This window comes from Bradyrhizobium sp. SZCCHNR1017 (assembly GCF_032381375.1).
GTDB lineage: Bacteria > Pseudomonadota > Alphaproteobacteria > Rhizobiales > Xanthobacteraceae > Bradyrhizobium.
Genome location: NZ_JAUHIR010000013.1, coordinates 187281 through 199826 on the forward strand (window position 1 = coordinate 187281; position 12546 = coordinate 199826).

General features: G+C 67.3%; 14 protein-coding genes. 11 read left to right on the forward strand and 3 right to left on the reverse strand.

The window, feature by feature from the left end:
• The first annotated feature begins 25 nt into the window (after nucleotides 1–25).
• Both QW863_RS27595 and ubiA read left to right on the forward strand, forming a co-directional pair.
• Nucleotides 26–703, forward strand: coding sequence for a hypothetical protein (locus QW863_RS27595; protein WP_409977977.1), 678 nt, complete (start codon nucleotides 26–28; stop codon nucleotides 701–703).
• Nucleotides 700–1632, forward strand: coding sequence for a 4-hydroxybenzoate octaprenyltransferase (gene ubiA, locus QW863_RS27600; protein WP_315716678.1), 933 nt, complete (start codon nucleotides 700–702; stop codon nucleotides 1630–1632). The genes QW863_RS27595 and ubiA overlap by 4 nt, the downstream gene beginning before the upstream one ends.
• On the opposite strand, the gene QW863_RS27605 is transcribed toward ubiA, so the two are convergent.
• Nucleotides 1633–2157, reverse strand: coding sequence for a DUF6101 family protein (locus tag QW863_RS27605; protein WP_315716679.1), 525 nt, complete (start codon nucleotides 2155–2157; stop codon nucleotides 1633–1635).
• A gap of 284 nt (nucleotides 2158–2441) precedes the next feature.
• Here QW863_RS27605 and QW863_RS27610 point away from each other — a divergent pair, with 284 nt between their 5' ends.
• Genes QW863_RS27610 through lpxK form a run of 6 tightly spaced genes read left to right on the forward strand, consistent with a single transcriptional unit; the run spans nucleotide 2442 to nucleotide 8009 of the window.
• Nucleotides 2442–3830, forward strand: a complete 1389-nt coding sequence (locus QW863_RS27610) for a TldD/PmbA family protein (RefSeq protein ID WP_409977976.1) — start codon at nucleotides 2442–2444, stop codon at nucleotides 3828–3830.
• 1 nt (nucleotide 3831) lies between these two features.
• A complete protein-coding gene (locus tag QW863_RS27615; RefSeq protein WP_315716715.1) occupies nucleotides 3832–4635 on the forward strand; it encodes a 3'(2'),5'-bisphosphate nucleotidase CysQ in 804 nt (267 codons plus the stop codon).
• A 58-nt stretch (nucleotides 4636–4693) separates the two neighbouring features.
• Nucleotides 4694–4933 carry a DUF4170 domain-containing protein gene (locus QW863_RS27620; protein ID WP_315769337.1) on the forward strand — a complete coding sequence of 80 codons (240 nt, stop codon included), beginning with the start codon at nucleotides 4694–4696 and terminating at the stop codon, nucleotides 4931–4933.
• A gap of 17 nt (nucleotides 4934–4950) precedes the next feature.
• Nucleotides 4951–5691 (forward strand): lysophospholipid acyltransferase family protein, encoded by a 741-nt coding sequence (locus QW863_RS27625; protein ID WP_315716682.1) that lies wholly within the window; start codon nucleotides 4951–4953, stop codon nucleotides 5689–5691.
• Entirely contained in the window at nucleotides 5684–6991 is a 1308-nt protein-coding gene (locus QW863_RS27630) for a 3-deoxy-D-manno-octulosonic acid transferase (RefSeq protein ID WP_315716683.1), read from the forward strand. The genes QW863_RS27625 and QW863_RS27630 overlap by 8 nt, the downstream gene beginning before the upstream one ends.
• Nucleotides 6984–8009, forward strand: coding sequence for a tetraacyldisaccharide 4'-kinase (gene lpxK, locus QW863_RS27635; RefSeq protein WP_315716684.1), 1026 nt, complete (start codon nucleotides 6984–6986; stop codon nucleotides 8007–8009). The genes QW863_RS27630 and lpxK overlap by 8 nt, the downstream gene beginning before the upstream one ends.
• Here lpxK and QW863_RS27640 read toward each other — a convergent pair.
• Nucleotides 7979–8206 carry a DUF2093 domain-containing protein gene (locus tag QW863_RS27640; protein WP_315716685.1) on the reverse strand — a complete coding sequence of 76 codons (228 nt, stop codon included), beginning with the start codon at nucleotides 8204–8206 and terminating at the stop codon, nucleotides 7979–7981. The two genes, lpxK and QW863_RS27640, sit on opposite strands and share 31 nt — an antisense overlap.
• Before the next feature lie 201 nt (nucleotides 8207–8407).
• On the opposite strand from QW863_RS27640, the gene QW863_RS27645 reads away from it, so the two are divergent.
• A complete protein-coding gene (locus QW863_RS27645; protein WP_315716686.1) occupies nucleotides 8408–9238 on the forward strand; it encodes a dienelactone hydrolase family protein in 831 nt (276 codons plus the stop codon).
• A 7-nt stretch (nucleotides 9239–9245) separates the two neighbouring features.
• Here the strand turns inward: QW863_RS27645 and xseA are convergent, their stop codons facing one another.
• The gene (xseA, locus tag QW863_RS27650) at nucleotides 9246–10862 is read right to left on the reverse strand and encodes an exodeoxyribonuclease VII large subunit (protein WP_315716687.1); all 1617 of its coding nucleotides are present in this window, start codon (nucleotides 10860–10862) and stop codon (nucleotides 9246–9248) included.
• A gap of 218 nt (nucleotides 10863–11080) precedes the next feature.
• On the opposite strand from xseA, the gene QW863_RS27655 reads away from it, so the two are divergent.
• Together QW863_RS27655 and QW863_RS27660 are read left to right on the forward strand one after the other, a co-directional pair.
• A complete protein-coding gene (locus QW863_RS27655; RefSeq protein WP_315716716.1) occupies nucleotides 11081–11983 on the forward strand; it encodes an alpha/beta hydrolase in 903 nt (300 codons plus the stop codon).
• Between the two features lie 13 nt (nucleotides 11984–11996).
• The gene (locus tag QW863_RS27660) at nucleotides 11997–12545 is read left to right on the forward strand and encodes a hypothetical protein (protein ID WP_315716688.1); all 549 of its coding nucleotides are present in this window, start codon (nucleotides 11997–11999) and stop codon (nucleotides 12543–12545) included.
• Nucleotide 12546 lies beyond the last annotated feature (1 nt).

The following is a 12546-nucleotide window of genomic DNA, read 5'->3' on the forward strand; positions in this document are numbered from 1 at the left end:
TGGTCTTGCCGGAGAACCAGCCTTGATCGTCCGCCAGTCTTTCATGCCGCTCGCCGTTGCCGCCCTGGTGCTCTCCACGGGGCAGGTCTTCGCGCAGAGCTCGTTTCCCGCGCCGATGCCTGGCCAGGCCCAGACCAGCAATTCGCCGTTTCCACCCATCAACGGTGCGGCGCCGACCCGGGCTGCAGCCCCGGCAAGTCCGTTCCCCAGTCCAGGCGCCTCGGCGTTCGGCGGCGGTGGCGGTGGCGGCTTCCAGCCGGCCCCGATGGGAGCCGCGCCGCAGGGTGGCCCGCCGGAGAGCTGCATGAAGGAGTTCATGCCGCTGCGCGAGGAAGCCGAGCGTCGCGGCAAGCTGATCAAGGCCGCGAGCGACCGCAAGGCCTCGCCTGACGAGGCCTGCAAGCTGATCGCCAATTTCGGCAAGGCCGAAGTGAAGATGATCAAATATGTCGAGGCGCATGCGGCGAGCTGCGGCATTCCCCAGCAGATCTCCGATCAGCTGAAGGCCGGTCACAAGAACACCGACGCGCTGGAAAAGAAGGTCTGTGCCGTGGCGGCGCAGATGCAGTCGGGGGCCGGAAGGCCCGCGGCTCCGAGCCTGAGCGACGTGCTGGGCTCGTCGGCTGCGCTGCCTGAGGCCAACACGACGAAGAAGGGCGGTTCCGCCTTCGACACCATGACTGGCAACGTTCTCACCCGATGAGCACGACCGCCGTCCGCGTTGCTGACGCGACCGGCAACTGGGTCGACACGCTGGCGCCGGTGTGGAGCCGGCCTTACCTGCGGCTCGCCCGCTTCGATCGCCCGATCGGATCCTGGCTGCTGCTGATGCCGTGCTGGTGGTCGGCCGCTCTGGCGGCCGGGATCGGCGGGAATCTGTCCATGCTGCCGGCGTGGATCGGGCTCTATTTCGTCGGCGCGTTCGTCATGCGTGGCGCCGGCTGCACCTGGAACGACATCACCGACCGCGATCTCGACGCCAAGGTGGAGCGCACCCGTTCGCGACCGATTCCGGCCGGGCAGGTCGGCGTGAAGCAGGCGCTCGCCTTCCTGGTGGCGCAGGCCCTGATCGGCTTGGCGGTACTGCTACAGTTCAACCGGTTCGCAATCGCCACCGGCATCGCCTCGTTGCTGATCGTCGCGATCTATCCGTTCATGAAGCGTGTCACCTGGTGGCCGCAGATCGTGCTGGGTCTCGCCTTCTCGTGGGGCGCGCTGATGGGATTTGCGGTTGCGTTCGGCCGCATCGATGCAACCGCGCTGCTGCTCTACGCCGGGTCGATCTCGTGGGTGATCGCCTATGACACGATCTACGCGCATCAGGACGCCGAGGATGACGCGCTGATCGGCATCAAGTCGACCGCGCGCCTGTTTGCCGAGCGGACACATCTGGCGCTGGTCGTCTTCTACAGTTTGGCCGTGATGCTGATAGGGGCCGCCTTCGCGACTGCCCATGTGCATGTCGCGGCGTGGCTCGGGCTCGCGGGTTTTGCCGCGCATCTCGGCTGGCAGATCTGGCGTCTGGATATCGCCGATCCGGCGCTGTGCCTGCGGGTGTTCAAGTCGAACCGCGATGCTGGGCTGCTGCTGTTCGCAGCGCTGCTGGTCGATGCCGTGCTGCGCGCAACCTGATCAGTTGCGCGCGATGATCTCGCGCTCGCCGCGATGGACCGAGGCCGGATTGAGCTGGTAGCCGACACGGCGGTGCATCAGGAAGCGCGGGCGGCGCGAGCGGATCGCGTTGCGGCGGCGGCGGCGCGGCGTCGCCTCGCGGCGCGCGTCCTGCAACTGCGGCAGCGCGAACGTCTCGCTCCACATCGCCCACGCAGCAACGATCTCGTTCTGGTCGTCGCTGACGCAGAGCGGGATGGTCAGGGAGGGGTCGCGGTGGACGAGCACCAGCATCACCTGCGTGGCGTCGATTTCGCGCACGCCGATGCCGAGGAAGTCGCTGACGCGGAGGTTCAGGGCCATGCGCATGCCGCTGACGGCACGCCGCAGGACCACGCGCTCCCGGTGCAATTCGATCTGCCGGATCCCGCCATCGGCACGGGTATCGTGCGCGCTGTACGAGACGGGCAGGGAAAGAGGGTCGAGCCGCAGGACGCGGCCCGACCCAGCGGAATTGCTTCCGCCTGTTGCTGTTTGACGCCTCACGGCTTGGTCTCCCCGCCGGGATTATGCTCCCGGTCGATGCGTGTGACCTTGCCACGCGGATCGCCCGTATCGGCTTAACAAGCCTGGTTAATCAGATCTCACGCATGATCCTCCTACCGTCATGATTGACAAGCGCTTGCCCCGCATGATTGACGAGACCTTGCCGATTTGCCGACAATCCGATGTGCCGTCTGCCGTCCTGCTTGAAGTCGGCGTGAACAGGCCACATTTCGTTTGGATTGAGCCGTCTTCGCCGCCCACCTGACATCGATCGGATCGTGTTCGTGACCTCTTCCCCAGCCTCATCGTCGACATCAGCCCAATCAGATCTGCTCGACCAGTCCGCCCTGCGAACGCTCGCCGAGCGGCTGGTGGAAGCCGCGAGGAAGGCCGGCGCCGATGCCGCCGATGCCATCGCGGTGCGCGGCATCTCGCAAGGCGTCGAGGTCCGTGACGGGCGCGTCGAGGAATCCGAGCGCTCGGAAGGCGACGATGTCGGCCTGCGCGTTCTCGTCGGCAAGCGCCAGGCCGTGGTGTCGACCAACGACGTCGGCGGGGACGGCGTGGCGCGGCTGGCCGAGCGGGCCGTGGCGATGGCGCGGGTGGCGCCTGACGACCAATATGTCGGCCTCGCCGATCCGGCGCTGCTGGCGCGCGATATTCCCGAGCTCGACCTGCTCGATCCGCAGATTCCCTCGACCGCAGAGCTGGAGCGCCGTGCCCAGGAGGCGGAGGCCGCCGCGCTCGGCGTGAAGGGCGTGACGAAGTCCGGTGGTGCGTCGGCCTCGACCGGCATCGGCGGCATGGTGCTGGTCACGAGCGACGGTTTTCACGGCGCCTATCTGCGCTCGAGCCAGAGCATCTCGACGACCGCCATTTCCGGCGAAGGCACCGGGATGGAGCGCGACTACGACTACACGGCGGCTCCGCACGGCGCCGACCTGCTGGCGCCCGCGGCCGTCGGGCGCAGCGCTGGCGAACGCGCGGTGGCGCGCGCCAATCCGCGCAAGGTTGCGACGTGCCAGGTGCCGGTGGTGTTCGATCCCCGCGTGTCCGGCTCGCTGGTCGGACATCTGGTCGGCGCCATCAACGGCGCCTCGATCGCGCGCAAGACCAGCTTCCTCAAGGACAAGCTCGGCGCGCAGCTCTTCGCCAAGGGCATCCGCATCATCGATGACCCGCTGCGCAAGCGCGGACTGCGGTCGCAGCCGTTCGACGCCGAGGGCGTGAAGGTGAAGCAGACCGCGCTGGTCGACGATGGCGTGCTGACGACGTGGCTCTTGGATTCGGGCACCGCGCGCGAGCTCGGCATGGTGACGACCGGCCACGCCCATCGCGGCGTGTCGTCGTCGCCTTCGCCCGGTCCGTTCAATCTGCATCTCGAAGCCGGTGTCGTGACAGCCAAGGAGCTGATCTCGGACATCAAGCAGGGCTTCTACGTCACCGACCTGATCGGCTCGGGCGTCAACGGCGTCACCGGGGACTACAGCCGCGGCGCGTCCGGCTTCTGGATCGAGAATGGCGAGATCGGCTATGCCGTGAGCGAGGTGACGATCGCCGGGCATCTGTTCGAGATCTTCAAGTCGATGACGCCCGCCAGCGATCTGGAATTCCGCTATGGCGTCAATGCGCCGACGGTGCGCATCGAAGGATTGACGCTTGGCGGACGATGAGATCGAGAAACCGAACGAGACCAGCCTCGCGGCAGACGCCAGGCTCCTGAAGGAGGCGGTCCGCGAAGCCGGCGAGCTCGCACGTTCGATGTTCGGAACGGAGCTGCGCAAATGGACCAAGGGGGCGTCGTCGCCCGTCTCCGAAGCCGACATGGCGGTCAATGCACTGCTCGAACGCAGGCTGCGATCCGCAACGCCGGACTACGGCTGGCTGTCCGAGGAAAGCGCGGATGATCGGGAAAGACTCGGCCGGTCGCGGGTCTGGATCGTCGATCCGATCGACGGCACGCGGTCCTATCTCGGCGGCCGCAACGACTGGTGCGTGAGCGTTGCGCTGGTCGAGCACGGTGCGCCGATACTCGCCGCCGTGCATGTCCCGGTCAGCGAGGAGTTCTTCTTCGCCGCCCGCGGTAGCGGCACCACGTTGAACGAACAGCCGGTTCGGGTGGCGCCCGGACGAGAGCTCGAATTCTCGCGCGTGGCCGGTCCAAAACCGTTGGTTGAGCGGTTGGCTCCGAATTCTGCGCGGATTGAACTCCATCCGCGAATCGGATCATTGGCGCTGCGCCTTTGCCGTGTCGCGCATGGCGGGCTCGATGCCGCTTTTGCAGGCGGGCAAAGCCGCGATTGGGATCTTGCGGCGGCTCATTTGATCGTGCAGGAAGCGGGGGGTAAAATGACCGCGTTGTCCGGCGAGGCGATCCTCTATAATCGTCCGGAGGTGGTGCACGGGGTGCTGGTGGCGGCGGGCCGCGACCGACATGCCGACATCGTCGCGCAGTATCGCAGGTTACCGCCGGACTGAACGCCCTGGATCGCACCCTCCACGTCGCCTGCAAGGCGTTGACTAGGAAACGATACCGATGACAGATAGCGCCTCGCAGCAGCTCCTTCACCTCGTGATCGGCGGCGAGCTCATCAACCTCGACAAGAACGAATTCAAGGATCTCGACAAGGTCGATATCGTCGGCGTCTATCCGAACTACGCGGCGGCCCACGCCGCCTGGCGAGCCAAGGCGCAGATGACGGTCGACAACGCCCACATGCGCTATTTCATCGTTCACCTGCACCGGCTGCTCGATCCCGGTCAGGATACGAAGTAAGACGCAAAGCTCGCGACTTGAAACATCTGATCCGTAATACGCTGCGTAGCGGCTGGTTCCAGCGCGCCGTCGGGTTTCTCGCGGCCGAGTACCTGCGGCTGGTGTGGCTGACCAACCGCTTCACCTATGAGCCGCCGGAGGTCTACGACATCGTCGAGCCGCAGATGCCGGCGATCTTCGCGTTCTGGCACGGCCAGCATCTGCTGACCCCCTTCATCAAGAACAAGCCGAGCTATCGCGCCAAGGTGCTGATCTCCCGGCATCGCGACGGCGAGTTCAACGCGATCGCCGCCGAGCGGCTCGGCATCGGAACCATCCGCGGCTCCGGCGATCATGGCTCCTCCTTCCACCGGAAAGGCGGGGTGGGGGCGTTCAAGGAGATGGTGCGGGCGCTCGAAGACAACTATAATGTTGCATCGACCGCCGATGTGCCGAAGCGGGCGCGGATTGCGGGTCTCGGCATCATCATGCTCGCGCGCGAATCAGGACGTCCGATCATGCCGTTCGCAATGGTCACGAGCCGCTTCATCCGCCTGAAGAACTGGGACAGCACCACCATCAATTTGCCATTCGGCCGCGGCGCATTGGTGGGAATCAAGGAAATCAACGTGCCGCGCGATGCCGACGCCGCGATGATGGAAGAGGCACGTCTCGACCTCGAGGCGACGCTGAACGAATGCATGCGCCGCGCCTATGAGATCGTCGGCCGTCCCGAGGCCTGTCCTCCGCCGGTCGCGTCGGGAGCATCGAGTGCCTAGCCCCCTGCCGATGGCCCTGCGTGTCTACCGCGGGTTGTCCTCGGCGGCGGTGCCGCTTGCGCCGGCACTGATCAGACAGCGGCTCAAGCACGGCAAGGAGGATCCCGAGCGGACCGACGAGCGGCGCGGCCTGAGCCATGACACGCGCCCGCTGGGTCCGCTGGTCTGGATTCACGGTGCCAGCGTCGGCGAGGTGCTGGCGGCGGCGGCGCTGATCGAGCGGCTGCGTGAGCTCAATATCCGCATCCTCATCACGTCCGGCACCGTGACGTCGGCCGCCATCGTGGCCAAGCGCTTCCCGCCCGACGTGATCCACCAATACGTGCCCTATGACACGCCGCGCTTCGTGGAGCGGTTTCTCGATCATTGGCGTCCCTCGCTCGGGCTGTTCATCGAGTCGGACCTCTGGCCGAATCTCATCCTCGCCGGCGCCTCGCGGCGGGTGCCGATGGTGGTGATCAACGGCCGCATGTCGCCGCGCTCGTTCCCGCGCTGGCGCCGCATGTCCGGCACCATCTCCGCCTTGCTCGGACGCTTTGATCTCTTCCTGACGCAGTCGCAGGCGGATGCCGACCGGTTCGCCGCGCTCGGCGCGCGCAACGTCATCACCACCGGCAATCTCAAGCTCGACGTGCCGGCGCCGCCCGCCGATCCGGCGAAGCTCGATCGGCTCACGGCGATGACGCGCGGCCGTCCGGTCGTCGTCGCCGCCTCCACGCATCCCGGCGAGGACGAGATCCTGATTGCGGCCCACAAGGCCTTGTCGGTGTCCTATCCGTCGCTGCTCACCGTGATCGTGCCGCGCCATCCGCATCGTGGCCCGGCGGTCGCCGAGCTCGTCGCAAGTGCCGGCCTGCGGGGCGCCTTGCGGTCGCGGGAGGAACAGCCGCTCGCCGGCACCGACATCTACGTCGCCGACACGATGGGTGAGCTCGGCCTGTTCTACCGGCTGGCGCCGGTCGTGTTCATGGGCGGCTCGCTGGTCGAGCATGGCGGCCAGAATCCGATCGAGGCCGTCAAGCTGGGTGCGGCCATCGTGCACGGGCCGCACGTGTTCAACTTCACCGACGTCTATGAGTCGCTGGACAAAGCCGGGGGAGCCAGGCTCGCCCACGATCAGGAGGCGCTGATCCGCCAACTCCGGCAACTGCTCGCTGATCCCGCAGCCGGCAACAGCCTGGTTGCGGCAGGAACGCGGGTGGTCGATCAGCTCGGTGGCGCGCTGGAGCGGACGCTGTCAGCGCTCGAGCCGTATCTGTTGCAGGTCAGGCTCGAGATGGGGGCCGCCGGCGATGCGTGAGCCGGCCTTCTGGCATCGGCCGGCCTCCTGGCAATCGCGTCTGCTGTCTCCGCTCTCGACACTCTACGGCGCCGTTGCCGCACGCCGGATGGCGCAAGGCGGCGTCGATGCCGGCCTGCCGGTGATCTGCGTCGGCAATTTCCACGTCGGCGGAGCCGGCAAGACGCCAACCGTGCTGGCGCTGACCGATATTCTGCGTGACCTCGGCGAGCGGCCGGTGGTGCTGAGCCGTGGCTATGGCGGCCGGCTGGGCGGTCCCGTCGTCGTCGATCCTGCGGTCCATGAGGCTGCCGATGTCGGCGACGAGCCGCTGATGATGGCGGCGCGGGTGCCGGTCGTCGTGGCGCGCAATCGCGCCGACGGCATCGGTCTCGTCAAGGCGCAAGGCGCCACCGTCATCCTGATGGACGATGGCTTCCAGAATCCGTCGATCACGAAGGATCTCGCGCTGATCGTGATCGACGGCGCGCGCGGCCTCGGCAATGCCGAGGTGTTTCCCGCCGGACCGTTGCGCGCGCCGCTGCCGCCGCAACTGGCGCGCACCGACGCATTGGTCGTGATCGGCAGCGGCGGAGCCAGCGAGGCGGTCGCCTCACATGTGTTGGCGGCCGGCAAGCCGGTGTTTTCAGCCGCGTTGCGGCCAGATCCGCAGATCGTTGCGGCGCTGCGGGGCAGGCCGTTGCTGGCGTTTGCCGGGATCGGCGACCCCGCCCGCTTCTTCCGCACCCTTCGCGGCGCTGGTCTCGACGTCAGGCGCGAGCGTGCCTTTCCGGACCACCACCCGTTCACGGCGGGCGACGTCGTGGCCCTCGCCAACGAAGCCAGGCGTGATGGATTTGCCCTGGTGACCACGGAAAAAGATCTCGTGCGGTTCCGCGGCCACGAGGCCGCGCCCGATGTCATGGCATTCCCGGTCACACTGCAGTTCGACGATCTCGCCGCGTTGCGCGCGCTGGTTGTGCAACGGCTGTCAGCGAAGCGCAAAGATCAGCCGTTGGCCTTCAATGCGCCAGGATAATGCCGCTGCAGCACGGCGCTCGGCAGGGCGTAGGCTTCCTGCAGATCGACACTCCAATACTTCAGCTCGTCCAGCGGAATCCGCACATCGGTGACCGCGCAGCGCACATAGCTTCCCGGTGAGATCACCCGGAAATCGCCATCCAGATACTGCACCTGCGCCTCGCCCTGGCCCGAGGGACCAAACTTGTTGAGCACGTCCGCGATCTCCAATTCCTTGACGTGAAGTCCCCCTACGCGGGCGCCGCGCGCACACGACAGGCCGAATTTCGATGATTTCCTAGCATAGATGGGGGACGCTGTCCCCCCGCGCAAACCCACTGATTTGTGATGCTTCTGCTCGAAACTCCGTGCTAGCTAGATTGCGATATCCGCCGCTTGTCCCGCCCGGCTGGTTTGATGCGCTCCCTCGTCGCCATCGTCGTCTCACTGCTCTGCGCCACGGCGTTTCCAGCCTTGGCAGAGCCGTTGCCAGCGCCCGTCGCGGTCGAGATCCCCTCGGGAAGCTATGTGCTGCACGCCCAGCTCTACCGGCCGAAGGGGGCCGGCCCGTTTCCGGTCGTCGTCGCGCTCCACGGCTGCGGCGGGCTTTCCGGCCGCTCGGAGCCGGTGCTGCCGCGCTATCGCGACTGGGCCGAGGAACTCGTCAGGGACGGCAAGGCCGTCCTGCTGCCGGACAGCTACGGCTCGCGCGGGCTGGGCCCGCAATGCCGCGTCAAGGAGCGTCGTATCAGCGGCCGGCGCGAGCGTGTCGCCGACATCGTGATCGCGCAGAAATGGTTGGCCGAGCAAGCCTGGGCGATGCCCGACCGGGTCAGCCTGGTCGGCTGGGCGGCCGGCGCGAGCGCGCTGTTGTGGGCGGTGCGCCCGCAATTGCCCGAGCATGTCTCGCCGGATTTTCGCTCGGCGGTGGCGTTCTATCCGGATTGCCGCGCCTCGTCCGGCCTCGGCTGGAGCACGCGCGTCCCGACATTGGTGCTGATCGGCGGCCTGGACGACGTCTATTCGCCGCCCGCGTGCCGGCAGATGATCGATGGCGCGCGCGGCCGCAGCGCGCTGACCCGCATCGTCATCTATCCCGGCGCCTATCACGATTTCGATCGTGTGAACCTGCCGCTGCATCAGGTCGCGGGATCCGACGCCGGGGCGCCCGAGCGCGGCCATGTCGGCTCGGATCCCGAGGCGCGCGCCGATGCGCAGAAGCTCGTGGCCGATTGGCTGGCGCGCTGAAGGCCACTCAGAACAGGCTGCCTTGGTCGGCGGGATCGGGCGTGCGCTTCGGTGCCGAAGGCTTGGCCTCGCGCGCAGGTTTCGGCGATGACGGCGCTGCCGGCGGAAGCGGGCGGTCCGCGCCCGCCGTGGCCGCGACCTTGCCGTCCGCAAATTCGATCGAGAGCGCGGCGCCCGGACCGATGCTCGCGGCATGGTGAAGCGGGTGGCCGGCCTCGTCACGCACCAGGGCAAATCCACGGGCCAGCACGCTGCGATAGGACAGCGCGGTGAGGAGCTTCTCGTTCTGGCCGACGCGGGCCGACAGGCGCTGAAGCTGGGTCAGCAACGCGCGCCGGGCCCGCTCGGCAAGACGTTCGGTTCGGTCGCGTTCGCGGCCGATGGCCTGGCGCTTGGCCTGGGCATAGGCTTGGCGCGAGGCCTTGAAGCGGGCGTCGAGCGCCTCGAATCGCTCGCGCCGCCGGTGCAACTGGCCGCGCGACGACAGCGACAGCCGCTCGGACGACGCGACGAGCCGATGGCGTGATTGCGCGATCTGCGCGTGCAGCACGCGCAGAGTGAGCTTGGCGCTCGCCGCCGCGAATTGGCGAAAGTGTACATGCGTGTTGGTCTTCAGCGCGCGTGGCAGGCCGGCGGCCGCCGAATCCAGCCGCTGCCTGGGAATGGCGAGCAGATCGCTAGGGCCGGGCAGGGCGCGCGCGGCGGCGCGCAGCTCGTTGCGGCGGCTCTCCTGGCTGCGCTGCCAGCAGACGCCGACACGGCGCGCGAGGCTTGCGACCTCCTGCATCAGCTCGCTGCGCACCGGCACCGCCATTTCCGCGGCTGCGGTCGGCGTTGGCGCACGTTTGTCGGCGGCGAAATCGATCAAGGTCACGTCGGTCTCGTGGCCGACCGCCGAGATCAGCGGGATCATGCTCTCGGCCGCGGCGCGGACCACGATCTCCTCGTTGAACGACCACAGGTCCTCCAGCGAGCCGCCGCCGCGCGCGACGATCAGCACGTCGGGCCGCGGGATCGGGCCATCCTGCGGCAAATCGTTGAAGCCGCGGATCGCGGCGGCAACCTGCTCGGCCGAGCCTTCGCCCTGCACCTTCACGGGCCAGACCAGCACGCGGCGAGGAAAGCGGTCCTCGAGCCGGTGCAGGATGTCACGAATGACGGCCCCGGTCGGCGAGGTGACGACGCCGATCACCTCGGGCAGCCATGGCAGCAGTTGCTTGCGTGCGGGATCGAACAGTCCTTCGGCCCCGAGCTTCCGCTTGCGCTCCTCCATCAGCGCCATCAGCGCGCCGATCCCGGCCGGCTCCAGCGCCTCGATGACGATCTGGTATTTCGACGAGTTCGGATAGGTGGTGAGCTTGCCGGTGGCGATCACCTCGAGCCCCTCCTGGGGCTTGAAGCGCATGCGGCCATGCACGCCCTTCCAGATCACCGCCTCGATCTTGGCGCTCTCGTCCTTGAGCGCGAAATAGCAATGCCCCGAGGAATGCGGCCCGCGAAAGCCGGTGATCTCGCCGCGCACCCGGACGTGGCCGAACTGGTCCTCGACCGTGCGCTTCAGCGCCGAGGACAGCTCGGTGACGGTGAATTCGGGCGCGTTGGGCAAGGCTTCCGCAGGCGGCATCGCTGTTTGATTCGGTTCGGGGAGCAGCAGCCAAGGTAGGGGCTTTCCGCGTCCGCCGCCAATCAAGCCGTTGCCTTTTCGATAGCTCTGTAGTACAGAGTACTCTGTAAAATGCAGAAGGGCTGGAGGAGAGCGTGCGACGCGGCGTGAAGTTCCTGTTTCGGGTCCTAGGATGGGGGCTCTGCCTCGTGGGCGTGCTCGCTTTGGCCCTGGCTGCGATGATCGCGACGCCACTGGTGCGCCCGCCCGAGCTCAAGTCGATCTCGGAGACCGCCGGCCAGGTCGACCGCAGCACCATGCCCGGCCTGCAGCGCTTCAGTGCCCGCGATGGCACCGAGCTCGCCTATCGCCACTACCCGGCGCGCGGAACGGCTGTCGGCAAGGTCGCGATCGTGGTCCACGGCTCCTCCGGCTCCAGCGTCGCCGTGCATGCCCTTGCCGATGCGTTGGCGGCGCGCGGCATCGATACCTTCGCGCCCGACATTCGCGGCCATGGCGGCTCCGGCACCCGCGGCGACATCGGCCATCTCGGACAGCTCGAAGACGATCTCGCCGACCTCGTCGCCGAGGTCAGGAGGTCGATTCCGGCCCAACCGATCGTGTTGCTCGGCCATTCGGCTGGCGGCGGCTTCGCGCTGCGCGCGGCGAGCGCCCCGATCCAGGATCTGTTCACGCGCACCGTGCTGCTCGCGCCCTATCTGGGTTACGACGCGCCGACCAACCGGGAGAATTCGGGCGGCTGGGCCGGTCCCGACATTCCGCGCATCCTGGCGCTCGGCGTGCTCAGGCGCATCGGCATGCCGTGTTGCGAGGCACTGCCTGTGCTGGCCTTTGCTGTCAGGCCGAACTCGGAGAAATTCCTGGCGCCGACCTACAGCTACCGGCTGTTCCGCAATTTCGCGACCCGTGGCTACAAGGCCGATTTCACTGCGGCGAAGCACCCGGTGACCGTCATCGCCGGCGCCGATGACGAGCTGATGCTCGCCGACAAATATGCAGATGCGGTGCACGCCGTCGTGCCGGGCGTTGACGTGAAGCTGATCGCTGGCGTCAATCACATGGAGATCGTGTCGGCGCCGCAGGCGGTGAGCGCGATCGCCGAGGACGTGGCGACGCACTAGAGGTCCAAACCGCATGATCGACAGCCTGGAAGCCGCGCGGGCGCTCAGCGACATCGAGGATGTGACGAAGCGCGTGCGGCAGTCGCAGATCTATCGGCTGTCGAGCCTGCTGATGATCCTCTGGGGCGTTCTCGTCTTCGCCGGCAATCTCGTGACCTATCTCGCGCCCAACTACGCCGACAAGGCCTGGCTATCGGTCTATGTCCTCGGTCTGGCCGGGTCGCTGGTGTTGGGCGCGACGGAGAAGGCGCGTTCCGGCGTACGCAGCTTCGATCTCCGGGCGCTGCTCGCCTTCGTCATGTTCTTTGCGTTCGGCTTCTTCGTCGAAGCGATCGGCCATTTCGGACCGCGCGAGATGGGCGCATTCTGGCCGATCTATTTCATGCTGTTCTACGGCCTCGCCGGCTTGTGGTTCGGCGCGGCGTTCACGGTGTTCGGCCTTTGCGTCACCGCGCTGACCCTGGTCGGCTACCTCTTCATCGGCAAGGCTTTCCCGTTGTGGATGGCGTTCGTCAATGGCGGCGGCCTGGTTCTCGGCGGCTTGTGGATGCGGCGGAGCTGAC

Excerpts from the sequence above, each read along its gene's own strand:
- ubiA (WP_315716678.1), top strand. The coding sequence starts at position 700 with ATGAGCACGACCGCCGTCCGCGTTGCTGACGCGACCGGCAACTGGGTC.
- QW863_RS27620 (WP_315769337.1), top strand. The coding sequence starts at position 4,694 with ATGACAGATAGCGCCTCGCAGCAGCTCCTTCACCTCGTGATCGGCGGC.
- lpxK (WP_315716684.1), top strand. The coding sequence starts at position 6,984 with ATGCGTGAGCCGGCCTTCTGGCATCGGCCGGCCTCCTGGCAATCGCGT.
- QW863_RS27645 (WP_315716686.1), top strand. The coding sequence starts at position 8,408 with ATGCGCTCCCTCGTCGCCATCGTCGTCTCACTGCTCTGCGCCACGGCG.
- xseA (WP_315716687.1), bottom strand. The coding sequence starts at position 10,862 with ATGCCGCCTGCGGAAGCCTTGCCCAACGCGCCCGAATTCACCGTCACC.
- QW863_RS27655 (WP_315716716.1), top strand. The coding sequence starts at position 11,081 with ATGATCGCGACGCCACTGGTGCGCCCGCCCGAGCTCAAGTCGATCTCG.
- QW863_RS27660 (WP_315716688.1), top strand. The coding sequence starts at position 11,997 with ATGATCGACAGCCTGGAAGCCGCGCGGGCGCTCAGCGACATCGAGGAT.